25 protein-coding genes and 1 tRNA gene are annotated in these 25,761 nt (G+C 60.2%); 15 read left to right on the forward strand and 11 right to left on the reverse strand.

The window, feature by feature from the left end:
* Positions 1 to 4 precede the first annotated feature (4 nt).
* From rpmG to rplA, 6 genes are all read left to right on the forward strand, one after another.
* Positions 5 to 154 carry a 50S ribosomal protein L33 gene (gene rpmG, locus AAAT03_RS07550; protein WP_349103013.1) on the forward strand — a complete coding sequence of 50 codons (150 nt, stop codon included), beginning with the start codon at positions 5 to 7 and terminating at the stop codon, positions 152 to 154.
* 13 nt (positions 155 to 167) lie between these two features.
* Positions 168 to 243, forward strand: a tRNA-Trp gene (locus AAAT03_RS07555).
* A gap of 76 nt (positions 244 to 319) precedes the next feature.
* Positions 320 to 658, forward strand: coding sequence for a preprotein translocase subunit SecE (gene secE / locus AAAT03_RS07560; protein WP_089572519.1), 339 nt, complete (start codon positions 320 to 322; stop codon positions 656 to 658).
* A 3-nt stretch (positions 659 to 661) separates the two neighbouring features.
* Positions 662 to 1,198 carry a transcription termination/antitermination protein NusG gene (gene nusG, locus AAAT03_RS07565; RefSeq protein WP_006234984.1) on the forward strand — a complete coding sequence of 179 codons (537 nt, stop codon included), beginning with the start codon at positions 662 to 664 and terminating at the stop codon, positions 1,196 to 1,198.
* Between the two features lie 120 nt (positions 1,199 to 1,318).
* The gene (gene rplK / locus AAAT03_RS07570; RefSeq protein WP_349103014.1) at positions 1,319 to 1,747 is read left to right on the forward strand and encodes a 50S ribosomal protein L11; all 429 of its coding nucleotides are present in this window, start codon (positions 1,319 to 1,321) and stop codon (positions 1,745 to 1,747) included.
* Positions 1,748 to 1,864: 117 nt separating this feature from the next.
* Positions 1,865 to 2,572, forward strand: a complete 708-nt coding sequence (gene rplA, locus AAAT03_RS07575) for a 50S ribosomal protein L1 (RefSeq protein WP_022093892.1) — start codon at positions 1,865 to 1,867, stop codon at positions 2,570 to 2,572.
* A gap of 125 nt (positions 2,573 to 2,697) precedes the next feature.
* Here the strand turns inward: rplA and AAAT03_RS07580 are convergent, their stop codons facing one another.
* From AAAT03_RS07580 to AAAT03_RS07625, 10 genes are all read right to left on the reverse strand, one after another.
* Positions 2,698 to 3,408 carry a metallophosphoesterase gene (locus tag AAAT03_RS07580; protein WP_117563789.1) on the reverse strand — a complete coding sequence of 237 codons (711 nt, stop codon included), beginning with the start codon at positions 3,406 to 3,408 and terminating at the stop codon, positions 2,698 to 2,700.
* Positions 3,405 to 5,321 (reverse strand): BMP family ABC transporter substrate-binding protein, encoded by a 1,917-nt coding sequence (locus AAAT03_RS07585; RefSeq protein ID WP_349103015.1) that lies wholly within the window; start codon positions 5,319 to 5,321, stop codon positions 3,405 to 3,407. Before AAAT03_RS07585 ends, AAAT03_RS07580 begins: the two co-directional genes overlap by 4 nt.
* A gap of 93 nt (positions 5,322 to 5,414) precedes the next feature.
* The gene (locus AAAT03_RS07590) at positions 5,415 to 6,182 is read right to left on the reverse strand and encodes a mechanosensitive ion channel domain-containing protein (protein ID WP_349103016.1); all 768 of its coding nucleotides are present in this window, start codon (positions 6,180 to 6,182) and stop codon (positions 5,415 to 5,417) included.
* A gap of 128 nt (positions 6,183 to 6,310) precedes the next feature.
* A complete protein-coding gene (locus AAAT03_RS07595) occupies positions 6,311 to 8,338 on the reverse strand; it encodes a 5'-nucleotidase C-terminal domain-containing protein (protein WP_349103018.1) in 2,028 nt (675 codons plus the stop codon).
* Between the two features lie 157 nt (positions 8,339 to 8,495).
* Positions 8,496 to 9,290: an ABC transporter ATP-binding protein gene (locus AAAT03_RS07600; RefSeq protein WP_117647628.1), complete on the reverse strand. Its 795-nt coding sequence runs from the start codon at positions 9,288 to 9,290 to the stop codon at positions 8,496 to 8,498.
* Complete coding sequence (locus AAAT03_RS07605) at positions 9,283 to 10,206, reverse strand: ABC transporter permease (protein WP_099432089.1); 924 nt, start codon at positions 10,204 to 10,206, stop codon at positions 9,283 to 9,285. Before AAAT03_RS07605 ends, AAAT03_RS07600 begins: the two co-directional genes overlap by 8 nt.
* Positions 10,207 to 10,395: 189 nt before the next feature.
* Positions 10,396 to 11,376, reverse strand: a complete 981-nt coding sequence (locus tag AAAT03_RS07610; protein ID WP_349103019.1) for an ABC transporter substrate-binding protein — start codon at positions 11,374 to 11,376, stop codon at positions 10,396 to 10,398.
* Positions 11,377 to 11,536: 160 nt separating this feature from the next.
* Entirely contained in the window at positions 11,537 to 12,322 is a 786-nt protein-coding gene (locus tag AAAT03_RS07615; protein WP_349103020.1) for a hypothetical protein, read from the reverse strand.
* 249 nt (positions 12,323 to 12,571) lie between these two features.
* On the reverse strand, positions 12,572 to 13,975 hold the full coding sequence (asnS, locus tag AAAT03_RS07620) for an asparagine--tRNA ligase (RefSeq protein WP_117563868.1): 1,404 nt from the start codon (positions 13,973 to 13,975) through the stop codon (positions 12,572 to 12,574).
* Between the two features lie 181 nt (positions 13,976 to 14,156).
* Positions 14,157 to 14,720: a PTS glucose transporter subunit IIA gene (locus tag AAAT03_RS07625; protein WP_349103021.1), complete on the reverse strand. Its 564-nt coding sequence runs from the start codon at positions 14,718 to 14,720 to the stop codon at positions 14,157 to 14,159.
* A gap of 246 nt (positions 14,721 to 14,966) precedes the next feature.
* Here AAAT03_RS07625 and AAAT03_RS07630 point away from each other — a divergent pair, with 246 nt between their 5' ends.
* The 6 genes from AAAT03_RS07630 to AAAT03_RS07655 all read left to right on the forward strand — a co-directional run bounded on the left by AAAT03_RS07630 (position 14,967) and on the right by AAAT03_RS07655 (position 22,134).
* Positions 14,967 to 15,866: an alpha/beta hydrolase gene (locus tag AAAT03_RS07630; protein WP_349103022.1), complete on the forward strand. Its 900-nt coding sequence runs from the start codon at positions 14,967 to 14,969 to the stop codon at positions 15,864 to 15,866.
* A 47-nt stretch (positions 15,867 to 15,913) separates the two neighbouring features.
* Positions 15,914 to 16,234: a hypothetical protein gene (locus AAAT03_RS07635; RefSeq protein ID WP_117786142.1), complete on the forward strand. Its 321-nt coding sequence runs from the start codon at positions 15,914 to 15,916 to the stop codon at positions 16,232 to 16,234.
* Between the two features lie 121 nt (positions 16,235 to 16,355).
* Entirely contained in the window at positions 16,356 to 18,716 is a 2,361-nt protein-coding gene (feoB, locus tag AAAT03_RS07640; protein WP_349103023.1) for a ferrous iron transport protein B, read from the forward strand.
* A 124-nt stretch (positions 18,717 to 18,840) separates the two neighbouring features.
* Positions 18,841 to 20,037 (forward strand): MFS transporter, encoded by a 1,197-nt coding sequence (locus AAAT03_RS07645; RefSeq protein ID WP_349103024.1) that lies wholly within the window; start codon positions 18,841 to 18,843, stop codon positions 20,035 to 20,037.
* 153 nt (positions 20,038 to 20,190) lie between these two features.
* Entirely contained in the window at positions 20,191 to 21,567 is a 1,377-nt protein-coding gene (locus AAAT03_RS07650; RefSeq protein WP_349103025.1) for an alpha-amylase family glycosyl hydrolase, read from the forward strand.
* Between the two features lie 3 nt (positions 21,568 to 21,570).
* Positions 21,571 to 22,134 carry a uracil-DNA glycosylase family protein gene (locus tag AAAT03_RS07655; RefSeq protein WP_349103026.1) on the forward strand — a complete coding sequence of 188 codons (564 nt, stop codon included), beginning with the start codon at positions 21,571 to 21,573 and terminating at the stop codon, positions 22,132 to 22,134.
* 1 nt (position 22,135) lies between these two features.
* Here AAAT03_RS07655 and AAAT03_RS07660 read toward each other — a convergent pair whose 3' ends face one another.
* A complete protein-coding gene (locus AAAT03_RS07660; protein WP_217108301.1) occupies positions 22,136 to 22,798 on the reverse strand; it encodes a hypothetical protein in 663 nt (220 codons plus the stop codon).
* A 93-nt stretch (positions 22,799 to 22,891) separates the two neighbouring features.
* On the opposite strand from AAAT03_RS07660, the gene AAAT03_RS07665 reads away from it, so the two are divergent.
* The 3 genes from AAAT03_RS07665 to rplL all read left to right on the forward strand — a co-directional run bounded on the left by AAAT03_RS07665 (position 22,892) and on the right by rplL (position 25,533).
* The gene (locus AAAT03_RS07665; protein WP_349103027.1) at positions 22,892 to 24,028 is read left to right on the forward strand and encodes an aminotransferase class I/II-fold pyridoxal phosphate-dependent enzyme; all 1,137 of its coding nucleotides are present in this window, start codon (positions 22,892 to 22,894) and stop codon (positions 24,026 to 24,028) included.
* 503 nt (positions 24,029 to 24,531) lie between these two features.
* Positions 24,532 to 25,053: a 50S ribosomal protein L10 gene (gene rplJ / locus AAAT03_RS07670; protein WP_349103028.1), complete on the forward strand. Its 522-nt coding sequence runs from the start codon at positions 24,532 to 24,534 to the stop codon at positions 25,051 to 25,053.
* A gap of 102 nt (positions 25,054 to 25,155) precedes the next feature.
* Positions 25,156 to 25,533, forward strand: a complete 378-nt coding sequence (gene rplL / locus AAAT03_RS07675) for a 50S ribosomal protein L7/L12 (protein WP_006235005.1) — start codon at positions 25,156 to 25,158, stop codon at positions 25,531 to 25,533.
* The last annotated feature ends 228 nt before the right edge of the window (positions 25,534 to 25,761 follow it).

Consider the following 25,761-nt stretch of genomic DNA (forward strand, 5'->3'; position numbering starts at 1 on the left):
ATAAATGCGTACTCTAGTTACTCTTGCGTGCACTGAGTGCAAGCGCCGCAACTATACGACCATCAAGAACAAGTCGAACATGCCTGATCGTATGGAGATCAAGAAGTATTGCCCCTGGTGCCGTCACCACACGCTGCACAAAGAGACTCGCTAGTCTCTAGTCATATACGCCAGTAGTTCAATTGGTAGAGCATCGGTCTCCAAAACCGAGTGTTGAGGGTTCGAGTCCTTCCTGGCGTGCCAGTCATTATTCCGTAAGCTCCCACTTGGGGGCTTACGGTTTACTCATGTATAAGCGCATTGCGCGGAGGTAACCCAAATGGCCAACAAGAAGAACAAGAAGAAGGCACAGCAGCAGGCGCCTGCCAACAACGCTGCCGCCAACTCCAAGGTTGAGGCCAAGAAGGCCGTTGCCAAGAAGAGCGAGAAGGCTGCGAAGTCTAAGAAGAACGAGAAGCCTGGTTTCTTCGCCCGCACCAAGAAGTATTTCGCTTCGGTGAAGTCCGAGATGAAGCGTGTCACGTGGCCCGATAAGAAGGAGCTCGTGAACTACTCGGTCGTCGTTTGCGCTTCTCTGATCGTCGTCGGCGTCGTCATCGCTCTGCTCGATGCTGGCTTTGGCGAGGCTCTTGCTCTGTTCTCTGGATTGAGGGGCTAAACCATGTCTAAGCGTTGGTACGTCGTTCACACTTACTCTGGATACGAGAACCGCGTTAAGTCCGATCTCGAGCATCGCATCGAGACTATGGGCATGCAGGACCGTATCTTTGATATCGAGATTCCTATGGAGCGCGTCACCGAGATTAAAGAGGGTGGCAAGCGTGAGACCAAGGATTCCAAGATCTTCCCTGGTTATGTCCTGGTCCGCATGGAGATGGATGACGATGCTTGGACGTGCGTTCGTAACACGCCTGGCGTCACCGGTTTCCTGGGCGGCAACGGCAAGCCCGCTCCGCTTTCCCGCGACGAGTACAACAAGATGACTCGTCGTCCCGGTAAGGGCGATTCGCCCAAGCGCACCTCGGTTGATATTCAGGTCGGCACGTCCGTCCGCGTCACCGATGGCCCGCTTACCGACTTTGATGGCAAGGTCTCCGAGGTTAACACCGAGGCTGGCAAGCTCAAGGTCACGCTGATGATCTTTGGCCGCGAGACGCCGGTCGAGCTCGACTTTAACCAGGTCGCTGTCATCGCTTAAGTTTTCGTCCGTTCGCGCGAGCGTGCTTCTTCTGTGACTGCTCATCTCAGGAGTGCTTCTAACACGTGCGTGCTTACGATATAGCAAGTACTTCACACTCGTGATTCGAAAGGAATGACCATGGCTGAGAAGAAGGTTGCCAACGTCATTAAGCTCCAGATTCCTGCCGGTGCAGCTAACCCCGCTCCTCCCGTCGGCCCCGCCCTGGGCGCTGCTGGCGTGAACATCATGCAGTTCTGCCAGGCCTTTAACGCCGAGACGCAGGACAAGAAGGGCGACATCATCCCCGTTGAGATCTCTGTCTACGAGGATAAGTCCTTCTTCTTCATCACCAAGACCCCGCCGGCGGCTCACCTCATCAAGAAGGAGCTGAACCTCAAGTCTGGTTCCGCTAAGCCCCAGGCCGACAAGGTTGGTCAGCTCTCCCAGGAGCAGCTCACCAAGATCGCCGAGATCAAGATGCCGGACCTCAATGCCAACGACATTGACGCCGCCAAGAAGATCATCGCCGGTACCGCCCGTTCCATGGGCGTCACCATCGCTGAGTAGCGATTTCTTTAGGTAATGACGGGTGCTCCGACTGGGGCGCCCGTTAAATGTGTGCAATAGGGCACACGATACGATGTGGGAGGGCTCACGCCCGTTTAACCACAGGAGGTAATGCACATGGCTAAGCATGGTAAGAGCTATAACGCCGCTGCCGAGAAGATCGACCGCGCCACGCTCTACACCCCCCTTCAGGCTGCCAAGCTCATCAAGGAGCTCGACACCGCCAAGTTCGACGAGACCGTCGAGGCCCACTTCCGTCTGGGCATCGATACTCGTAAGGCTGACCAGAACATCCGTGGTTCCATCTCCCTGCCCCACGGCACCGGCAAGACCGTTCGTGTTGCCGTCTTCGCCGAGGGCGAGAAGGCCCGCGAGGCCGAGGCTGCCGGCGCCGACATCATCGGTTCCGACGAGCTCGTCGCCCAGATCCAGAAGGGCGAGATCAACTTCGACGCCGCTATCGCTACGCCGAACATGATGGCCAAGGTTGGCCGCATCGGTAAGATCCTTGGTCCCCGTGGCCTCATGCCGAACCCCAAGCTCGGCACTGTGACCATGGACGTCGCCAAGATGGTCTCCGAGCTCAAGGCCGGCCGCGTTGAGTATCGCGCCGACCGTTACGGCATCTGCCACGTGCCCCTGGGCAAGAAGTCCTTCTCTGAGCAGCAGCTCGTCGAGAACTACGCTGCCCTGTACACCGAGATCCTGCGCGTCAAGCCCTCTTCTGCTAAGGGTAAGTACGTCAAGTCCATCTCCGTGTCTTCCACCATGGGCCCTGGCGTCAAGGTCGATCCCGCTGTCCAGCGTGACTTCCTGGCTGAGTAACTAACAGTTACTGCCTGAGCAAAGTAAGCATTGCTAAAGAAACCCGGTTCTGCCTCGTGCAGGACCGGGTTTCTTGCTATCGCGTCAAAAGCACCACAAAGGGGACAGTGTTCCCTTTGTGGTGGTTACCAGGGGGTTCTGGCGGTCGAGGACTCGATGGCCTCGTGGCGTTTGAGCTCGCGGCGCATGGTTTGCGAATTGAGCCAGGCTGCCTGCCAGCCACGGATGGGGTAGCGCGTCTGGTCGAGCTCAAACTGCGTATAGCCGCAGGCGTTGATGATCGTCGTTCCACACACATGCTGCCGCTCGCGCTGAAAATCGTAACCGTAGCTTTGGTGTACATGCCCATGCACCATGTAGTCGGCCCCCCAGGACTCAAGCGCCGTGTTAAAGCACTCAAACCCTCGATGCGGCAGATCGTCCAGATCACCCATACCGGCGGCGGGTGCATGGGTAAGCAGAATGTCGCACCCGCCGACCATCCTAACCTTACGCGACAGCTTGCGCATGCGCTTGGACATCTCGCGTTCGGTGTACATGTTGGCGCCGTCGCGATAACGCATGGACCCGCCAAGGCCCGCTATGCGAATCCCTCGGTACGTGTACACGCTGTCTTCCACGCAGATACATCCGCCCGGTGCATGACGTGCGTAGCGGTCATCGTGATTGCCGCGCACGTAGATGAGCGGTTTGTTGATGACCGTAACCAAAAACTCAAGATAGTCCGGGTCAAGATCGCCGGCGGACAAAATCAGGTCGACTCCCTCAAAGCGTTCCTTGCGAAAGCACTCCCAAAGGCATCGTTCTTCGGTATCTGCTATGGCAAGGATCTTCATAGGGCGGTAACTCCCGGCTCATCGTCGAGCTGCGGAATGGTGCCTACCACGTTGTCCGCCAGCCAATTCATCTCGACAATCTGCGCGCTCGGCAGCGGGGGAAAGCCCTCGATCTGCACCACGCCGTCTTGGCTATGAAGCTCGCCGCCAAATGGATTGATGGAGCCCTCGACGATGCCATTGCGGAGCAGCTGCACCAGTTTGCGCGTCTGATAGGGCAGGCCCGGAGCGTAGCGAATGTCGATGACGCCCGAGCTCATGCCATACCAGTAGTTGACGGCGCGAACCTGGCTGTCGTCACTGGTCTCATCCCAGGTGCCATGCAGCAGGCTTCGCACGATAAGCTCGTAGTATCGGCCCCAGTTCCAGACCGGCATGGCGATGCCGACGACCTTGCCATCGACCAGGCGGTGGAGTCCGTAGGCCGTAGGGTCTACGAGCGACTTTGACATGTCAGCGCCGGTCATGACGCTCACGCCTTCGCGGCACATGGCCTCGGCAAGGCCTCCGGCGGGCACATCGCCCCAGGTCAGGATAATTTGCGCGCGGGGGTCGAGCAGCGAGGCGCCAATCGCAAAGGCGTTGATCTCGCTAAGCGCGCCCGAGGCGAAGACCGACGCGTGGTAGCCGATGCGGTGGTTGTCCGCCATGCTGGCGGCAAGGGCGCCCAGGAGGAACTTGGCCTCGTACATCTTGCCAAAGTACGAACGGACGCTTTGATGGGGAAGGCCGATAGAGCAGTTAAGGAACCGCACCTGTGGATACTCAACGGCAGCTCTGAGCGTGTATTCCATCAGGCGGTGCGAGGTCGAGAAGATGACGTTAGCTCCATGTTTGACAGCCGTTTCCACGGCGGCGTAGAACACGTCCGGATTGTGACAGTCCTCGAACGCCTCGGTGCGCACGATACCGCCAAAATGCTCATCGAGATACTGACGCCCTTGGTCGTGCAGGCTGTCCCAGCTCGACGTCGCACAGGGGAACTCATGGATAAAGGCGATGCGCAGAGGGTTGGCCGCCGAGTAGACGGTCTTGCCCATAAAGAAGTTGAGCACGCCGGAGGTAGACTTGGCGGGCGCCTCTTCCTCATCGACACTCGGTGCCTCGACAAGATCGACCTTCTCCTCATCACTTTTGCCGGCAATGACCAACTCGCGCCAAATCTTGCACAGGCGGTTTACGACGATATCCGTCGGCGTGTCCAACAAGCGGTCTTGGTTGTACACGTTGAGGTAAACGAGCATAGCGTCGGCGGGCGTAATGTCCAGATGGTCGCCGCCGGCGCGCAGGTAGGCGCGCTTAAAGAGCAGGAAGGTGTGGCGCAGGTAGTCGACCTTTTTCTGCGGCCATTTTTCGATAAGGTTCTGACCGAGCATCTTGGCGAGCGTCTCGTAGCTTCCCTCACGCGAGAACTCGATCTCGTATAGGGGGCAGACGCGCCAAAACGCGCAGAACTCGCCATAGAGGCGGCTTTCGACGGAATCCCATTTTCCGGGATAGAGGCGGGTGACCTTGGCCGAAACCGTCGGGGCGTCCAGGAATTTGAGGACACTGACGCGCTTGTTGCCCTCTTGGACGTAGAACCGATGCATGAACTCGGTGACGATGATGGGGTCGCGATAGCCCTCGGTCACCTGGATGTCGTAGAGGTTGGACCACTTGCGGGCGAACTCGGTGCTAAATGGCAACAGGGGCATAAAGTTGCACGAAAAGGCAGACTGACGGCCCTTGGTAACCGTGCCGACGACCATTTCGAGCGGAATATCCCGCAGGCCGACGCTCTCTCGCTGACCTAAGGGGAGCTGGGCAACCAAGCTGTCGAGGTCCGTAAGGTACGGGTGCTCGCTTTGGCTGATGGCGCGACGGCGTCCCTGCTCGCCGCGCTTGCGTGCTTGACGATAGGCCTCTTCCATGGTGTCTACTCCCTTAGTCGTTTAAACAACGATATGAACCATGGTACCACGATGCGAAACTACCACAAAGGGGCCTGTCCCCTTTGTGGTAGTTTAGGCGATGATGGGGGCGATGGCACGAATGCAGGCGTCGGTTGCCTTGAAGGTGGTGCTATCGTCGCTGACGATAAAGATGATTTTGCCCTTGACGCCAAAGTCGCCGATCTCGCTAAAGAGCACGTACGGCTCCTTGTCAAAGCCAGAGATGGGAAGCACCGCGGCCTTGGTGGCGTCGGTAAGCTCATCTGCCAGCGCGTCCAGCGAGGCCCACTTAGACGTGTCCTTTACGGCAACGGGCACGGCCACGCGCCCAAAGGGCATCAGATGCACGAGCGTGTTCTTGGAGATGTTGGAGTTGGGCACAATGATGGTCTGCCCGCAGGCATCCTCGATGGTCGTGTGGCGCCAGGTGATGTCTTGGACCACGCCCGACACGCCGCCGACCTCGATATTGTCGCCGGGCTTGATGATGCCCATGAAGGTCACCTGCATACCGCCGATAAGGTTCGACAGCGTGTCCTGAAAGCCGAGCGAGATGGCGATGCCGCCGACGCCAAGAGCGGCGACGAGGGCGTTTGCATTAATGCCAAAACAGTTGTCGAGGATAAAGCTGCCGCCGATCATCCAGATGACGGCGCGTGTGATGTTGATGAAGATGCTCGATGCTGGGAGCGGGTTATCATCGCGGTTAAGCAGGTGGTGCAGGGTCTTGGACGCGATTTTGGCGGCAACGGCGGTGCCGATGGCCAAGATACCGGCCCAGATGATGTTGTGGACCCATCGTTGTGCAAAGAAATGAAGAATTGGCTCAAACAATTCCATGTAGGGAAACCTCCTCATGATCATCCAACCATGATACCCACCAAGAAGCCCGTCCGATCAAATTTGGACGGGCTTCTGTGCTCGATATAAGGTTTACGCGGCGGGGCTGCAAGGCCCGGCGGTGTAGCTTAGCGTCGACGCTTCCAGATAATGCCGAGAATGATGACGATGATGCCGCCGATAAGGCACGTGCCAACTACTGCCAGCGTGCGGTCTCCCGTTGTGGCGAGCTTGCCGGTCGTCTTCTTGGTGATGACCTTCGTGGTCGTCGTGTCCGTCTTAGGCGAGGGCTTAGGCGTCGGGGCCGGTGTAGGCGTGGGGTCCACGGCTGCGGAGCCGAAGCTGATGGTGCCGGCGAGTCCGGCCATCTTGCTCTCCCAGCCGTTTTGCCCAATCAGCGCCCTCAGCGCCGCCTCACACGTGCCCCACTCGGTGCGCTTGGTGGCGTGTGCGAAGGTGGGGAAGTCGGTCGTGTTGGTAATGATGTAGTTGTTGGTGGCGACGGTATAGGTCTTGGTGGGATCGAGCGTGCTGCCGTCCTTGGCGAGTGTGGCACTCACAATGCGCTTGCCTTCGGGCTGCGTCCAATCAATCGTCACGTTGATGCCGCCAAAGGAGAGAACGCTGCCAGAGTCATCGCGCCACTTGTACTTGTCTTGCGCTTCCTGCTCGGTATGGCCGGCTGCCACGTAGGCTTGCTGAAGCTCATAACTGTGATTGCACTCGTCGCTGATCTGCAGCGAGTGCTCGAGCGCTGCGAGGAAGTCCGCACCGGTCATGGTCCAGGTCTCCACGGTGTTGCCGTAGGGCGAGATAGCGATGACGTTGCCTGCGGTCACATCGCCTGCAGCGATGCCGCCGCGGATGCCACCCGCGTTTTCGATAGCGAGGTCTGCGCCCGTCAGGTCAAGATAGGAGCCGCAGATCACATGGCCGATGGTCAGGGCCTTGGTGGTGTCGCCCTCCTTGCTGGGGCGGAAATCGGTGGTGCGCACCATTTCCCAACCATGCGTGCCTGCGGCGTCCTCGCCGTAGAAATAGTTGGTGTTGGATGTGCCGAGCACCTTGTTCGATTCGTTTTCAAAGGCCTCGTCGAGCGGCTTGATCTTGTTGCGGACGGCTTCAAGGCGGCTTTGGTAGTCGGAGCCCTTGTCGGGGTCTGCCAAAAGGTCGTTGACGTTCTTGGCGTTGTAGAGCTTCTCGTCACTGCCGTCTGCAGGGACCGTGACCGTGTCATCGTCGGTCGTCTCGGTGCCATTCGTGTCGTACTTGTACGGAATGGAAAGCAGCCCCACCTCGGCAAAAGCGCTGCCCGCCTCGACGACGCGGACCGACTTGCCGTCAGCCCCCGTCACGTTTTCGTCTAAGTTGATGTGCTCGTGGCCCGCGACCAGTGCATCGACCCCAACGAGCTTTGCAGCAAAGGTCTTGGCGTTGAGCGTGTGCGCGATACAGACGACAACGTTGCAGCCCTCTGTCTCGCGCAGTCGCTTGGCCTCGGCATTGATGGCGTTCGCGGCACTCGAGAACGACGTACCCGCGACCAGGTCCGCGCGCAGCGAGGATTCCAGCGACTCATCCATGGCACCCACGACGCCGACCTTGATTTTGTAGTCGAATGTGGAGTGACCTTCGCTATCCTCCCAGGTGCGATCGAGCGTCTTGGTGATACTCGAGCTCCATACGCCGCTCGTAGACTTCGCGTTCGCGCAGAGCATGGCGAAGGGCGTGCCGGTGGTGCTGTAGCCGGTTATGGTGCGGAGTTTGTCCGTACCGTAGCTCCAGTCGTGGTTGCCTGGCGTGGTCGCGTCGTAGCCGTCGGCGTAGAAGGTGTCCATGAGCTCGGCGATGCTCTTGCCCTCGCTCATGGTGGCGAAGGACTGTCCGTGGAAGGTGTCGCCCGCATCGAGCAAAAGATCGGGGGCGCTGCTTTGGGCGCTATAGAGAACCGCCAGACCGTCAAAGCCCACAGTGCCGGTGCCCTTGCTTTCGTTGTAGCTGTACTTGTAGCTGCCGTGGATGTCGTTGGTGTGCATGACGGCCACGGAGCCGTCAATAGCGGCGGGCAGGTTCCCTGCGAAAGCGAGGCTTGGGATGCCTGCGAGCGCGCCGGCAAACAACGCGGCGGCTAACGCAAGGCGGGGGAGTCTTTTCATGGCAGTTTCCTTAGTCCTTAGCCAGAAAGTCTGGTTGAATATCGGATTATCGACATAATATGCGAAAACCGCCGCAAGGGCGTCTGTCCCTTTGCGGCGGTTTTGACGTTTGCGCAGATAAAACCTGCCAAAATAAACCTGTCCCTTTTTGGTAGGTTTAGCTCAGCAGCATGCGGTCGTTGGCGAGCTCGCCGCCCGAGACCTCCTCAAACTTCTGCAGCAGGTCGGCCACGGTGAGCGACTTTTTCTCGTCGCCCGCCACGTCGTAGATCACGTGGCCCTCGTGCATCATGATCAGACGGTTACCCAGACGGATGGCGTCGTTCATGTTGTGCGTGACCATGAGCGTGGTCAGGCGGTTCTCGTCGACGATCTCCTCGGTCAGGCTGAGCACCTTAGAGGCCGTCTTGGGGTCGAGGGCCGCCGTGTGCTCGTCGAGCAGCAGCAGGCGCGGCTTGGTGAGCGTGGCCATCAGCAGGGTGAGTGCCTGACGCTGGCCGCCCGAGAGCAGGCCGACCTTGGCGTTGAGGCGTGTGTCCAGGCCAAGGTCCAGGCGTTTGAGCAGCTCAACGTACTCGTCCTTCTCGGCCTTGGTGACGCCCCACGAAAGACCGCGACGCTGGCCGCGGCGCTTGGCGAGGGCTAGATTCTCGGCAATCTGCATGTCGGCTGCGGTGCCGCGCATGGGATCCTGGAACACACGGCCCAGGTACTTGGCGCGCTGTGACTCGCTCAGACGCGAGATATCGGTGCCATCGAGCTCGATAACGCCCGAATCGAGCGGATACACGCCGGCGATCATGTTGAGCAGCGTGGACTTGCCGGCGCCGTTGCCGCCAATCACGGTTACAAAGTCGCCATCGTTCAGGGTAAGGTCGACGCCGGTGAGCGCGCGCTTCTCAGTGACGGTGCCCTTGTTAAAGGTCTTCTTGACGTGCGAGAGCTTAAGCATCCGCCTCATCTCCCTTCGTGTAGGAGCTGCGGAGCTTATAGCGCTCCCAAACCACGGGCACGCACAGGGCCACGGCGACGATCACGGCGGAGAGCAGCTTCATGTCGTTGGCGTCCATGCCCAGCTGCAGCACGATGGCACGGATAAGGAAGTACACCACGGAGCCAAAGACGGCGGAGGCAAGACGGACGCTAAACTGCGTGAGACCGCCGGGCAGCAGGCGACCGAGCACCTCGCCGATGACGATGGCGGCAAGACCGATAACGATGGCGCCGGTGCCCATGCCAATGTCGGCATACTTCTGGCTCTGGCAGATGAGCGCACCCGAAAGGCCAATGAGGGCGTTGGAGAGCACGAGGGCGATCATTTTGGTGGTGTTGGTGTTAACGCCCAGGGCGCGGATCATGTACTCGTTGTTGCCGGTGGCACGCAGCGCCGAGCCGATCTCGGTGCCAAAGAACCAGTACAGGATGGCGACGATGGCCACGGCCAGCACAATGCCTAGGATAATGGCAACAGTGGACTGCGGCAGGCCCGTCATGTTGCTGACGGATGAGAAGATAGTGCCCTTGGCAAGGATGGGCGTGTTGGACTTGCCCATGATGCGCAGGTTGATGGACCACAGACTGATCTGCGTAAGGATTCCGGCGAGGATTGCGGGAATCTCAAAGACGGTGGTCAAGATGCCCGTGACGGCGCCCGCGATGGCGCCGGCGCACATGCCGGCCAGCACGGCGAGCAAGGGGTCGACGTTATTGTTGACGATGAGCACGGCGCAGACACAGCCGCCGAGGGCAAAGCTGCCGTCGCAGGTCATATCGGGGATGTCGAGCAGACGGAACGTGATAAACACGCCAAGCACCATAATGCCCCAGAGGACGCCCTGCGAAACGGCGCCCTGCAATGCAATGAGCATGCTTCATACCTCCTAGGATAGGGTGGACACGTGATTTTCCATAATAGCGGTACCAATGCATAAAAGAGCGGCGGACAGACGTTTTGTTTTACCTGAAACAAGCAGGGCGAACGCCGGCCTTTAGCGTTCGCCCCAATGACTCAGATATTGAATAACGCAGCCGTGGCGCGCGTGCGGGCCCTAGACGCGTTATTCGTCCAGAGCGGAAAGGTCGATACCCAGAGCCTCGGCCATCTCGTCGTTCTTGACGACGACCAGGTCCTTGCTCGAGAGGTGCTTGATCGGCATATCCTCGGGCTTGGCCTCGCCCTTCAGGATCTTAACGGCCATCTCGCCCGCGGCGTAGCCCAGGTCCTTATAGTTGATGGAGAGGGTGAACAGGCCGCCGGCCATGCACATACCCTCCTCGCCAGTCACGAAGGGGAGCTTGTTCTCCTTGCAGATCTGGCCGACCTGCGAAGCACCCGCGGCGATGGTGTTGTCAGTGGGGGAGTAGAGTGCGTCGACCTTGCCCACGGCGGACTCGACGACGGACTGAATCTCGTTGGAGCTCGAGACGGTGAAGTCGGTGTACTCGAGGCCCAGCTTGTTGAGCTCCTTCTTGGCGGCCTTGATTTGGACGTCGGAGTTGGACTCGGCGGTGCAGTAGAGCAGGCCGACCTTCTTAACGTCGGGCAGGACCTTCTGCATCATCTCGAGCTGCTCGGCGACCGGGGTGAGGTCGGAGGCGCCGGTGACGTTGGTGCCGGGCTTGTCGTTGTCCTGGACCAGGCCGGAAGCGGCGTAGTCGGTGATGGCGCAGCCAACGATGGGGATATCAGCGGTGGCGCCGGCGGCAGCCTGCGCGGCGGGCGTAGCGATGGCATAGATCAGGTCGACGCCATCGCCCACGAACTTGTCGGCGATGGACTTACACGTGGACTGGTCGTTCTGGGCGTTCTTCTGGTCGATCTTGACCTTAAGGCCGCTCTCCTTGATGGCCTTGACAAAGCCGTCGTTGGCGGCATCGAGTGCGGGGTGCTCGGTGAGTTGCAGAACGCCGATGGTGTAGTCGGAACCGGCGGCAGCAGAGCCGGAACCAGAGTTGCCGCCGCATCCGGCGAGCGGGGCGAGCGCGAGCAGACCGGCGGAGACCAGAAGGCTCCTGCGGCTGATGGTGATGTCCTTCATATCATTACCCCCAGTATAAAAATGGCTGGAAACACTGCACTGGGACAAAGTGCAAGTGGAACTATAGTAGCGCTGATGTCCATTTTTACAACAGCCTGGCGGGTTTTTTAATACAGAATCGGATGGGCGGTACGGGTAGTCGAATGGGCGGCGGAGGGTCTTATGCGGCGGAGGAGGCATCGTCCTCGTCCAGGGCGGCGAAGAGCTTCTTGCCGTCGAGGAGACGTGTGGTGACGTTTCTCATTCGGCCGATCTCTACGGTACGCAACGTGTCATCGGCGCCTCGCGCGTCATAGACCGTTCCCAGCAAATACGAGATGCCGTCTCGTTGTTTGATGGCAAAGGGCCGGAGTGTCATCCGTGCCACTTCGACCTCTCCGCGTGCCGTGACACTCGAAATATCAAAACTCACCGTGGTTCCGTGGTCGATGGCCTGCTCGATGAGCTCGCAGGCATCGATGCGCTTGACGGGCGTGCATGTGGCCTTGGTGGATTTGTCGCCTGCGCTTGGAGCAGGCTCGGGTGCATCGAGGTAGCCGCGAACGTCGGCACTCGCCATGGCGACCAGGTGCTGCGCCATGCTTTTTCGAATGGCGATGGGCGTAGAGCGGTTGCGCATGACCATGCCGTGGAGCCGGATGATCTCTTCGTCGGTGAGCGGACGGGTCAAGAGCCGATACCCCACGCCGCGCTTGTATTCAATTTCGTATCCGGCATGGCGAAGTGCGGAGATGGCGGTGTAGATGCTGCGCCGCGCCGCCGAGATGGGCATGCGGGCGGGGTCGTCGGGATGGGCGAGACGCCGGATCAACTCATCGGAAAGCATGGCCTTGTCCTCGCCGGTGTTTTCGCTTAATAGTTGCAGGATGCGAACGGCGCGATAGGCTGCCATCGAGGCGGCGCCCCTCGTCGTGGTCTCGTAAGTTTCAACAGCGGTTTCGGTCATGGCATCCACGTCCTTTCCGTTTTGGGTGGCGACGGTATGGAGCCTAGGGCGCGGGGCTTTCCCAGGGGTGCAGGACGCTCCGGGCGGTCGGTAGTCGTCGGCAAGCGGCGGGTCGAGTTTTCAACAGCCCTGCTCAGCTGACCAAAATCTTGCCAAAAGCTTGACGGATGCTGTTGAAAAAAGCGCCCCTCGGCTTGCCGAGAGGCGCTGGCGTGATGCGCTGGAACGCGTTTGGTGGCGCTGTGGCGATTAGAAGTCGGCGTTGCCCACGGTGCGCGGGTGCGGCAGGACGTCGCGGATGTTGCCCACGCCGGTCAGATACATCACCAAGCGCTCGAAGCCCAAGCCGTAGCCGGCGTGCTTGCAGGAACCGTAGCGGCGCAGGTCAAGGTAGTACTTGTACTGCTCGGGATTCATGCCCAGGTCCTTGATGCGGGCCTCGAGCAGATCCAGGCGCTCCTCGCGCTGGGAGCCGCCGATAATCTCGCCGATACCGGGAACCAGGCAGTCGGCGGCGGCGACGGTCTTGCCGTCCTCGTTCATGCGCATGTAGAACGCCTTGATCTCGGCCGGGTAGTCGGTTACGAAGGTCGGTCGCTTAAAGTGCTCCTCGGTCAGGAAACGCTCGTGCTCGGTCTGCAGGTCGATGCCCCAGCTGACGGGGTAATCAAACTGGTGGCCAGCAGCGACTGCCTGCTCCAGGATTTCGACAGCCTCGGTGTAGGTAACGCGGGCAAAGTCGGAGTTTGCCACATGGTCCAGGCGCTCGATCAGGCCCTTGTCCACAAACTTGTTGAGCATATTGAGCTCGTCGGGGCAGGTGGCCATAACGTCCTTAAGGACGTACTTGAGCATGGCCTCGGCGTTATCCATGTAGTCGTTCAGGTCGGCAAAGGCCATCTCGGGCTCGATCATCCAAAACTCGGCGGCGTGGCGCGTGGTGTTGGAGTTTTCGGCGCGGAAGGTGGGGCCAAAGGTGTACACGTCGCCAAAGGCCATGGCGAAGTTCTCGGCGTTGAGCTGGCCGGATACGGTAAGGCTCGCGTGCTTTCCAAAGAAGTCCTGGCTCCAGTCAACCTCGCCGGATTCGGTGAGGGGCGGATTTTTGGGGTCGAGCGTGGTCACGCGGAACATCTCGCCGGCGCCCTCGCAATCACTCGTGGTGATGATAGGGGTGTTGACGTAGACAAAGCCCTGCTCCTGGAAGAAGCGGTGGATGGCGGCAGCCGCGACAGAACGGATGCGGAACACGGCGCGGAACAGGTTGGTGCGCGGGCGCAGGTGCTGTTGGGTGCGCAGGAACTCGACGGTTGCGCGCTTCTTCTGCAGCGGGTAATCCGGGGCGCTGACGCCCTCGACCTCAATGGAGGTGGCAGAAAGCTCGAAAGGCTGGGGCGCATCGGGGGTCAGCTTGACGGTGCCGGTGCAAATGAGTGCGGCCGAGACGTTTTGATGGGCGATCTCGTCGTAGTTGTCGAGTGCCTCGCGGTTCATGACGACCTGCAGGTCGCGGAAGCAGCTGCCGTCGTTGAGCGTGACAAAGCCAAAGTTCTTCATGTCGCGGATGGACTTAACCCAGCCGGCGACGGTGACGGTCTGGCCGCCGAGCGACTCGGCATCGGCATAGAGCTGCGCGATTTTGGTGCGGTTCACGTATCCTCCCATAACGGTTGAATGATAGTTATCCATACAGTTCGATATTCTAGCAGCTCGGCTCATTTGGGCTATACAGATAAGGCATTGGCGGGATGGTTTTTCAAACGAAAAGCGCCCGCGGCCAAATGGTCGCGGGCGCTTGACGAGGTGCCTTTTGGCTGTGTGGCGCGGGGCCTAGCTACTTGGTCTTGGCAACCAGCAGCGGATCGCCAAGCTTGACGAGCGGATTGCCGGCGATAAGCGTTCCGGACTCGCCGACGTGGTCGATGCTCTTGAGGCGGTCGAGCTCAGAGATGATGACGGTCACGATGTCCTCGTGACCGGCGGCCTTGATAGCGTCGCGGTCGAAGCTGATGAGCGGCTGGCCGGCCTTGACCGTGTCGCCCATCTCGACAAAGCGGGCAAAACCCTTGCCGTTCATTTCCACGGTGCCCAGGCCAACATGGATGAACACGCGAAGACCGTCCTCGGTGATCATGCCGATGGAGTGGTTGGTGACGGTGGTGGCGCCGATACGGCCGTTAGCGGGGGCGTAAATGGTGCCGGTAATGGGCTCGATGCCGTAGCCCTGGCCGAGCATGCCCGAGGCGATGGTCTCGTCGGGAACCTCACTCAGATTGACGAGCACGCCGTTGACAGGAGCGTAGATGACGCCTTCGCGGGTGGCGAAGCTTGCTGCGGGCGGAACGGACGCCTCGCCCGACGAAGTGAACGTGGACTTGAGCGAATCGAGCAGACCCATAGATGCCTCCAACGTATCAGGCGCGCATGTTGCACGCGTGTGGTTTGCCGGAAACGTTTCGTACGTGTTTCCCAGCACGGTCAGCGCTCCTATTTTACGCTGTCCAACGATACCTCTGAACAGCGATTTTGTGATATATCAGTTGAAGGCCAACTTATTGCGGGGGTGTTTCTGCGCCGCGGGCTCAAGTGGGGTACGCTAAGGTGCGAAAAACGAGTGCGCACGAATCGCACGGAGGGAGCACCTATGATTATTGAGAACCATGCGCTGTGGGGCGAGGAGCCGACCGAGGATTATCCGGCGACGTTTACGTATCTGGGTGCCGAGCCGCTGCCCGACAAGCCCAATGGCCGCCGCCCCGCGGTGATCATCTGCGGCGGAGGCGGGTTTACGCATATCGCTCCGCACGAGCAGGACCCGGTGGCGTTTGCGTTTTTGGATCACGGTTACCAGGCCTTTGTGCTCAACTATGTGACGAGCGGCACGGGTGACGTAAGTTTTCCGCACCCGCAGGCAGATCTTGCCAAGATGGTCGCCACGGTGCGTGCGAATGCCGACGAGTGGCATGTCGATCCCAAGCGCGTGTGCATCGTGGGTTTCTCGGCGGGCGGCATGATCTGCGCCTCGTTGGCAACGCAGTGGAAGACCGGACCTTTCGCGGGCCTTGCCGGGGCTCGTCCGGAGGATATTCGTCCCGACGCCGTGGTGCTGGGCTATCCGTTGCTCGACCTTGCCTATGTGCGCGATATGCAGACGCGTGACCCGCGCATCGACCTGCGCGTGCCCAAGACGGGTGGCAAGACAGGGCGCGATTTGCTCAACGACTATCTGTCGATGGTGACGGGCGGCGAGGCGACCGATGAGCACCTGGCCGACATTTGCCCTACCACGCACGTTTCGCGCCAGATGCCCCCGACCTTTGTGTGGGGCGTTTCGGACGACAAGACGGCGCCGGTCGCGCAGGTCTACCCGTTTGCGCAGCGCATGGCCGAGGAGGGTGTTGCATGCGAGATGCACGTCTTTGACCAGGGTGGCCACGGCCTTTCGCTCGGCAACGCCAATACCGCGGTCGACAACGAGGACAAGCAGGTTTCCGTCCGTCCCTGGATCCGCCTGGCCTTCCGCTTCCTGGAACGCCATATGTAAAAGTAGACTACTTGCCCGTTTCAAAAAGTCTGCTTAGAGGAGGAGCCATGCTTGAGGGTACGTATGTGGTTTTGGCCCAGACGCCGGTGGGGAGCAAGCGCGGCGAGGTGACGTTTTCACATGGGGTGAACGGCGCGCTCAGGGCAGTACTAAATGTCAGGGGTCTCAATATCGCTCTCTCGGGTGCCCGCGCTGAGTGCGATTTCTTTGAGCTCTCGGGTACTATCTCCCACGTCTTGATGGGCAAGGCGCCCTTTACATGCACGGGGTCGGTTGAGGGTGATCGACTCACTGCTACCGCGCGGTCGGGTTCCATTTCGATCTCGCTGAGCGGTATGCGCAAAGAGCTTTCGGGGCGCACCGCATAAAGTTTGCGCAGGTAAACATCGGTATTTGACTTTATATAATAGTTCAGAGCGCTATCATTTGTCGTTACGAGTTGGTTAGCCCCGGTAAACGGTTAACCGCGTCTAACGAAAGGATGAGCGCGTGAAGCTCGATACACTCGAGATTGGAAAGGACGCCGTTGTCGCATCGGTGGCATCGGACGATCAGGCACTCCGACAGCATATTTTGGACATGGGCCTAACGCCGGGCACCGAAGTTACCATGATGAAGTATGCCCCCATGGGCGATCCGCTCGAGATTCGCCTGCGCGGCTACGAGTTGACGCTGCGCAAGGACGATGCCGCACGCATTGAGCTCGTGGATGTGCACGACACCGATACCGGCCCGCGCGTTAACGCCGCAATCGGCACGACGGATCACCCGGCCCTGGGCGAAGGGACGTATTCGCCTCGTGCTGCCAAGACGGCCGTGCCCGAGGGCGCACCGCTGCATTTTGCCCTCGCCGGCAACCAAAACTGCGGTAAGACCACGCTGTTCAACCAGCTTACGGGCTCCAACCAGCACGTCGGTAACTTTCCCGGCGTGACGGTCGACCGCAAGGACGGCACCATCCGTAACCATCCCGAGGCAAGCGTTACCGACCTGCCCGGCATCTATTCGCTGTCTCCGTACACGGGCGAAGAGATCGTCAGTCGCCAATTTATCCTGGACGAAAACCCCGACGCCATCATCGACATCATCGACGCTACTAATATCGAACGCAACCTGTACCTGACGCTGCAGCTTATGGAGCTCGACCGCCCCATGGTCATCGCGCTCAACATGATGGACGAGGTGACGGCCAACGGCGGCGCCGTGGACGTCAACCTGCTCGAGAGCCTGTTGGGCGTGCCTGTTGTCCCCATTAGCGCTGCCCGCAACGAGGGTATCGGCGAGCTGGGGGATCATGCCTTGCACGTGGCACGGTTCCGCGAGCGCCCCGGTCGCCTGGACTTCTGTGCGCCCGATGGCTCGGACGGCGGTGCGCTGCATCGCTGCATCCACGGCATTGCCAACCTGATCGAGGACCATGCCGTGACGGCGCACATTCCGGTGCGTTTTGCGGCGACCAAGCTGGTTGAGGGCGACGAGCTGGTAACCGAGGCGCTTCACCTGGATCGCAACGAGCTCGACGCCATCGAGCACATCATTACCCAGATGGAGGGCGAGGCCGGCACCGACCGCCTGTCCGCACTGGCCGATATGCGTTTTAGCTTTATCGGCGACGTGTGCGGGCGTTGCGTCGTCAAGCCGCACGAGAGCCGCGAGCACGTGCGCTCCGTCAAGATCGACCGCATCCTGACGGGTCGCTACACAGCCATTCCGGCGTTTCTGGTGATCATGGGCCTCGTCTTTTGGCTGACGTTTGGCGTGATCGGCGCGGCGTTGCAGGGACTCATGGAGGACGGCATCGCTGCCATCATTACCTCGGCCGATGCGGGCCTCAAGGCGTTCGGCACCAACGACGTAGTGCGCTCGCTGGCTGTCGACGGCGTGCTTACGGGCGTGGGCAGCGTGCTGACCTTCCTGCCGATTATCGTCGTGCTCTTTTTGTTCCTTTCCATTCTGGAAGACTCCGGATACATGGCACGCGTGGCCTTTGTCATGGATAAAGTACTGCGACGCTTTGGCCTGTCGGGCCGCAGCTTCGTGCCTATGCTCGTCGGTTTTGGCTGCACCGTGCCGGCTATCATGTCGACCCGTACGCTCCCATCCGAGCACGACCGCAAGATGACGGTCATGCTCACGCCGTTCATGAGCTGTTCGGCCAAGTTGCCGGTCTACGGTCTGCTGTGCGGGGCATTCTTCCCGCAGGCGACAGTTCCCGCCATGGTCTCGCTCTATCTGATTGGTATCGTGGTCGGCTGCATTGCCGCCCTGGTGCTCAACCGCACGGCATTTAAGGGCGACCCGGTGCCGTTTATCATGGAGCTTCCCAACTATCGCCTGCCAAGCGTCAAGACGACGGTGATGCTGGCATGGGATAAGGCCAAGGACTTTATTACCAAGGCCTTTACCATTATCTTTGCCGCTACGGTGGTCATCTGGTTCCTGCAGACGTTCGACATCCGCTTTAATGTGGTCGCCGATCAGTCGCAGAGTCTGCTTGCCGGTCTGGGTAGCATCATCGCGCCGGTGTTGGCCCCGCTCGGCTTCGGCGACTGGCGCGCCTCGACGGCGCTCGTCACCGGACTTATCGCCAAGGAGAGCGTCATTTCGACCCTCACGGTGCTTTTGGGCGCAACGTCGCCCGCGGTGCTGTCAACCATGTTTTCGCCGTTTACCGCTTACGTGTTCCTGGTCTTTACGCTGCTGTACCCGCCCTGCGTGGCGTCCATCGGTGCCGTCAAGAGCGAGCTGGGCGCGCGCTATGCCGTGGCCGTATTCGCGTTTCAGGTGACGGTCGCCTGGATCGTGGCGTTTGTCGTGCATTCGGCGGGCATATTGCTGGGGCTGGCTTAGTTATTTATTGATGGCGCAACCTCTGTGTATTGAGTTGATTGCGGCCCCGCATCTGTTGCTGACGGATGCGGGGCCGTTGCTATATAATCGCCCATCGCTCAAGACAATCGGAGAGGGTTCCTACATGACTCAGGCAAGACAAGATGGCATCTCGCTCAAGCAGTGGCTCCCGCTTATCGGGCTCGCCTGCTGTGCGTTCGTGTTCAACACGTCGGAGTTCATGCCCATCGGCCTTCTGACTGATATCGCCGCGTCGTTCTCGCTCACCGAGGCCCAGGCAGGCATCATGATCTCGGTCTATGCTTGGGGCGTCATGCTGCTGTCGCTGCCACTCATGGTGTTTGCCTCGCGCTTTGAGTTCAAGCGTATGCTGCTCGGCGTGCTCGCCGTGTTTTCTCTGGGTCAGTTCCTGTCCGCTGTGGCACCGACATATCCCATCCTGGTCTGTGCGCGCCTGGTGGTCGCTTGCGCACATGCCGTGTTCTGGTCGGTCGCCTCGATTATGGCCTCGCGCCTGGTCGACAGTCGCCACGGGGCGCTCGCCATTAGCATGATCGCCACGGGCTCGTCCATCGCGCAGATCTTTGGCCTGCCGATCGGCCGCGCCATCGGGCTGGCCGTGGGCTGGCGCATGACATTCGCCGTGGTCGGGGCCCTCTCGGCTGTTGCGGTCGTCTACCAGGCCGCGGTGTTCCCGGCCATGCCGGTGGGCGAGCGCTTTACGCTCAAACAGCTGCCCGAGCTGCTCAAGAACCCGTTCCTCATCGCGCTTTATGCGGTCACGGTCTTTATGGCGACCGGCTATTATGCGGGTTACAGCTATATCGAGCCGTTCCTGGCACAGGTCGCGCACGTCGACGCAAGCGCTATTACCATGACGCTGACGGCGTTTGGCTGCTCCGGTCTGCTCGGAAGCTGGCTGTTTGGCCGCCTGTTCGATGGGCATCGCTTCCCGTTCTTGGCTATCACGCTCTCCGGCGTGCCGGTGGCTCTGCTGCTCATGGGTCCGGTCGCATCGTCGCTCGTAGCAGTGCTTGCCGTCTGCGCGCTATGGGGCTGCTGCTCCACGGCCTTTAACGTGGCGTTTCAGGCCGAGCTCATCAAGTACACGCCGGCAGACTCGTCGGCCGTCGCCATGTCGATCTTCTCGGGCCTGTTTAACCTCGGTATCGGCACGGGCACCGCAATCGGCGGCGCCGTGGTTTCGGGTCCCGGTATCGCTTGGATTGGCTTCGCGGGCGGGGCGATTACCGTCGTGGGCGTCATCCTCGCCATCACGGTGCTGTTCCCGGCCATACGCCGCGCAAAGCCTGTCGCCTAATCACGTTCCCTCATCAGTTGCGGTGGAATAGTTCCTGTTTAAGGCCTCTGAAGGCTCAAACAGGAACTATTCCACCGCAACTTATTTTGGGGAAGAGGATACAAGCCGGGCATACAATGGATGTCGTTGTGTTGAGCTTACCGGGAGGTTGCTATGTGGGCATACGAGACGACGTTCTATCAGATCTATCCGCTGGGCTTTTGCGGAGCTCCGCGCGAAAACGCCGCCCCCGTTGCCGAGGATGAGCTCGCCCAGGCTGCCAACGCCGCGCCCAACCCCGATGCGCCCATCATGAAGATCGCCCAATGGGCCGACTGCCTGCAGGAACTCGGCGTTGGCGCTGTGCTCATCAACCCGCCGCTCGAATCTGATAGCCACGGCTACGATACACGCAGCCTGCGCCATATCGACCGTCGCCTGGGTGGGGATGCCGATTTTGCCGCCGTATGCGAGACGCTGCACGCCCACGGCATCCGCGTGGTGCTCGATGCGGTCTTTAACCATGTGGGCCGTGGCTTTTGGGCCTTCCGCGATGTGCAGGAGCGCAAGTGGGACTCGCCCTACAAGGATTGGTTCCACATCAGCTTTGACGGCGACTCGTGCTACGGCGACGGCTTTTGGTACGAGGGCTGGGAGGGCCATTTTGAGCTTGTGAAGCTCAACCTGCAAAACCCCGCCGTGGTCGATTACCTGCTTGAGTCCGTGCGCCGCTGGGCCGAAGTCTTTGGCGTTGACGGCCTGCGCCTGGACGTCGCCTATATGCTCGATCGCGACTTCATGCGCCGGCTACACTCCTTTACCCGTGAGCTCAAGCCCGACTTTGTGCTGATCGGCGAGACGCTCCACGGCGACTACAACCAGATCGTCAACGACGAGATGCTCGACTCCTGCACCAACTACGAGTGCTACAAGGGCCTGTACTCCAGCTTTAACTCGGTCAACATGTTCGAGATCGCGCATTCGCTGCATCGCCAGTTTGGCGGCGATCCGTGGTGCATCTACCGCGGCAAACACCTGCTGTCGTTTGTCGACAACCACGACGTGCCGCGCCTGGCGAGCATCCTCACCGACAAGTCGTGCCTGCGTCCCGCCTATGGCATGCTCTTTGGCATGCCGGGCATTCCGTGTGTCTACTATGGCAGCGAGTGGGGGATTGCCGGCGAAAAGGGCGGCCCCGATGGTGACTGGGCGCTGCGACCTGCGCTCGATGAGCCTGCGCCCAACGAGCTGACGGCGTTCGTCACGCAGCTCACGCACCTTCGCTCGGCCGACGACGCGGCGGCCCGTGCTCTCAACTACGGTGCCTATCGCAACGTGGTGATCCAGAACAAGCAGCTGCTGTTCGAGCGCGCCTGCGACGGCGCGACGGTACTCGTGGCGGTGAATGCCGTGGACGAGCCTTACACCTTTGGCGCTGGCGAGCTCAACGGGTCCTTTGTTGACCTGCTTGCCGACGGCGCGCCCACGGTTGAGCTGACGGGTACTCTTGAGCTTGCGCCCTACGAGGTGCGCTATCTGTCGAGGGCCTAGGTCATGGCAACGCCTGACGAGGGCTATCAACATATTGAGCACGGGTTCGAGCCCGTGTTCGACCAGCACTCGCGCATCTTGGTGTTGGGGTCGTTTCCCTCAGTGCTTTCGCGTACCAATGATTTTTATTACGGCAACCCCCAGAACCGCTTTTGGCGCGTGATGGCCGCGTGCCTCGGTGCGCCTGTGCCACCCAACGAGGGCGATCCTTTGGCAAGCGGTGAGCCCGCGACGCTCGATGCCTCCATTGCTGCCAAGCGATCCATGCTGCTGAACGGCGGCGTGGCCCTGTGGGATGTGATCGAGAGTTGCGACATTAAGGGCTCGAGCGACGCGAGCATTCGCAACGTTGTGCCGGCACATATCGAGCGCATTACCGATGTCACGCCGATTGAGGTCGTTATCTGCAACGGCGGCGCGGCCGGGCGGCTCTACAAACGCTATCTACAAGAGCGGACGGGGCTACCTGCCATCGTGCTGCCGTCGACGAGTCCTGCCAACGCGGCGTGGCGTTTGGAGCGGCTTGTCGAGCGTTGGAGTGAAGCCGTTGACTGGGCAGCTTATTAATTTAGATTATTGATTGAGTGCGGGCGCCGAGGTGTTTCAGAACGCCTCGCCAGATCGGCGCGGGCACGGCTGGCTCGGCGCAAACCATGCCATTGGTGTCGATGTCCTCGGCACTGCCGCCGCCGAGTCGCTGCGCATGCTCAACCGAGCAACCCATACGCACCGCACCCACGAGCTTGTCCATGGCTTCGGAAAACGGTCGGCGCAAGAGGCCCATGCGCGGGGAGTGGCGAAGCGCTGCGATGCCGCTGCCGGCGCAGATGGCAACGCCGCCACACCACGTTAGTTTACGGAGCTCGCAAGCTTCCCGCAGGCGCTTGACGGGCATGTGCGCCCCCTCGGTGCTTCTGTGGGCAACCTGCACGACGACATAGACGCGTGTCTCTGCATTCCCAAGGCGATCGAGCATCTGCTCGACAGTGATCATCGCCCCGTCATCAAATGCATCATCAACGGCGAGCACGAGGCCATCGGCGGCAGCATCGTCATCATCCGCCTTCAAGTCGACCGGTCGGGGGAGTACAGTGCCGGAAAGCTGTGCATAGGCGGCGATGGCATCCTGCAGGTCCCAGAGCAAAAACTCAAGATCGGCGCTCTCGGGAATGCTGATATACGCAATGGTTTGCAACGTCTTGGGCTTATCGCCGCGCGCGATCGTCTCCATGCCGCCTCCTTTCCGGTTGGTTTCCGTTTAGGTTACACCGTCTGGTGGCGCCTCGCCGCGCTATCCTAGTGCAACCCTTACGAAAGGAACGCCATGCGCCTGCCCATGAATACCTCGCTTGCCACGCTCAAGCCCTCCGGTATCCGCCGAATCAACGCGCTCGCCGCTCAGCATCCGGGATGCATCGCGCTTGCGCTCGGCGAGCCTGATTTTCCCACGCCCGATGTGATTAGCGCCGAGGTGACCGCCGCACTGGGCCGCGGCGACACACACTATCCGCCCAACAACGGTCGCCCTGTCCTGCGCGAGGCACTGTCTGCCTACATGGGGGACGCGGGCCTTACGTTTTCGGCCGACGAGGTCATCCTGACCGACGGCGCGACCGAGGCCCTGTCGGCAACATTCATGGCCATGCTCAACCCCGGCGACGAGGTCATTATCCCCACGCCGGCCTTTGGCCTGTACGAGAGCATCGTCGTAGCCAATCACGCCAAAGCGGTCTTTTTGGATACGGAGCCTGCGCAATTTCAGATTGACGAGGATGCGCTTCGCGCCTGTGTGACCCCGGCGACCAAGGCCATCGTCATCTGCACGCCCAACAATCCCACGGGTTGCATTCTCAACGCGGCATCGCTCGACGCCGTGGCGCGCGTAGCGGAGCAGGCGGGCATCTACGTGGTCTGCGACGACGTATACAACCGCCTCGTCTATGTGGACGGCTACGAGCGCTTTGCCCAACGCCACCCGGAGCTACGCGAGCAGACGGTCGTCATCGAGAGCTTCTCCAAGCCCTGGGCCATGACCGGCTGGCGCCTGGGTTGGCTCGCAGCCGCAGCCCCCGTCATCGCCGAGATTGCCAAGGCTCACCAATACTTAGTATCGAGTGCCGTCTCATTCGAAATGGACGCCGCAGTCCGAGCCCTCACCGTCGACCCAACCCCCATGCTCAAAGTCTACCGAGCCCGCCGCAAACGCGTGCTCGCAGCCTTAAACGCTATGGGCCTCGATGCAGTAGAGCCCGCAGGAGCCTTCTACGCCTTCCCCAGCATTAAGCAGTTCGACCTAACAAGCGAAGACTTCTGCATCAAAGCCATCAAAGAGGCAAACGTAGCCCTAGTCCCGGGCGACTGCTTCGGCACCGAAGGCCACATCCGCCTAAGCTACTGCGTTTCCGATAAAGACCTGGACGAAGGCCTAAATCGCCTGTCCACCTTCGTTTCAACCTTGTAGCCCAACGAGATCCAAACCATCAGCCCACCGACATAAGGGTTATGCGTGGGGCACGTCGCTCAACGGACACGAGGATTCGCAGCAAAGTTACCGCAGCTCCGGTCCGAGGGGCCGGGTTGAGATTTTCGTAGATTCCGCACGAGCCGAAGAGCACTTAATGTGCTCTTCGTGCGAGCCAGGACTTGACCGAGCGAAAATCTCAACCCGGCCCCTCGGACCGGAGCGTATGCAGCGTTTGTGTACGAATCCTCGCGCCCGTTGACCGACGCCGGGGTCCCCGCCATAATACTTACGGTTCACGCACGAATCCGCTGCCAGAGACAGCCGGTGCAAACGGGCATCGCCCGCGAGCTTAATGGGACTTCCCGCCAGCCGAGGTGGTCGAGTAGATATGTCTTCTCGCCCCCGTCGCTCATGCAGCGCGGGGGCTTTCTTTTTGGACATGCCCCCGTCACGTCCTTGTGGCGGACCGTGCCCGGAAAGAATTCGAGGAGGTGTAATTCATGCCCCAGCAGTACAAAATCGACAAGGTTGCAGAGATCGAGTCCCGTATCGCCGAGAACGCCGGTCTGTTCGTCGTCAACTACAACGGTCTGACGGTTAAGCAGGCTCAGGAGCTGCGTCATCAGCTTCGCGAGTGCGGCGCCGAGATGAAGGTCTACAAGAACAACCTGGTCAAGATCGCTCTCAAGAACCAGAAGCAGCCCGAGCTCGACGAGATCCTCGCCGGCCCCGTCGCTTATGTGTTCTACGAGTCCGAGCCGGTCGAGGCCGCTAAGGCCCTTAAGGACTTCTCTGCTAAGTCCAAGGGCGTCCTTGAGATCAAGGGCGGTATCTCCGACGGCAAGGCCGTTTCCGCTGATGATGTTAAGGCTATCGCCGAGCTGCCCACCAAGGATCAGCTTCTCGGCCAGATCGCCGGTCTCATCTCCGGTTTCGCTCGCGACATCGCTGTCTGCGTCAACGGCGTTTCCTCTGGTCTCGCTCGTTCGATCCAGCAGGTCTCCGAGCAGAAGGCAGCCTAGTCGCTGTTTTCACCCGCGGCGGCAACGCCGCACCCCTGGCGCATTCGCGCCGTGTTTTAACTGATCTCCGTGCACAGACACGGAAACCGAAAGGACTTAGAAATGGCTAAGCTTACCACCGATGAGATCATCGATGCTCTTAAGGAAATGACCCTTCTCGAGGCTTCCGAGCTCGTTAAGGCTATCGAGGACACCTTCGGCGTTTCCGCCGCTGCTCCTGCCGCTGTTGTCGCCGCTCCCGCTGCTGGCGCTGCTGAGGCCGAGGAGAAGACCGAGTTTGACGTCGTGCTCGAGGGCTTCGGCGACAACAAGATCCAGGTCATCAAGGCCGTCCGTGAGCTCACCAACCTTGGCCTGAAGGAGGCCAAGGAGGTCGTCGAGGGCGCTCCCAAGGCTGTTCTCGAGGGTGCCAAGAAGGAGGACGCCGAGGCTGCCAAGGAGAAGCTCGAGGCTGCTGGCGCTGCTGTCACCCTCAAGTAATCAGGCTTTCTCGCCAGATTCCTTTGCAGACGGGGTTCGCATTGCGAGCCCCGTCTTTTTTTGTTTTTAGGTCCCTCGGTATCGGTTGCTCAAACTGCCATGTTCTGTGATTTGCGTCGTATCGGGTGTCCTGCCGTTGGGCAATAAAATTGCACCATTCGAGCAATAATTTGCGTTGACCTGCTGAAGAATTGTCCCTGCCTTGTAGCGACATATAGTTCCAGCGGT

This window comes from Collinsella sp. CLA-AA-H167 (assembly GCF_040095305.1).
Taxonomy (GTDB): domain Bacteria; phylum Actinomycetota; class Coriobacteriia; order Coriobacteriales; family Coriobacteriaceae; genus Collinsella.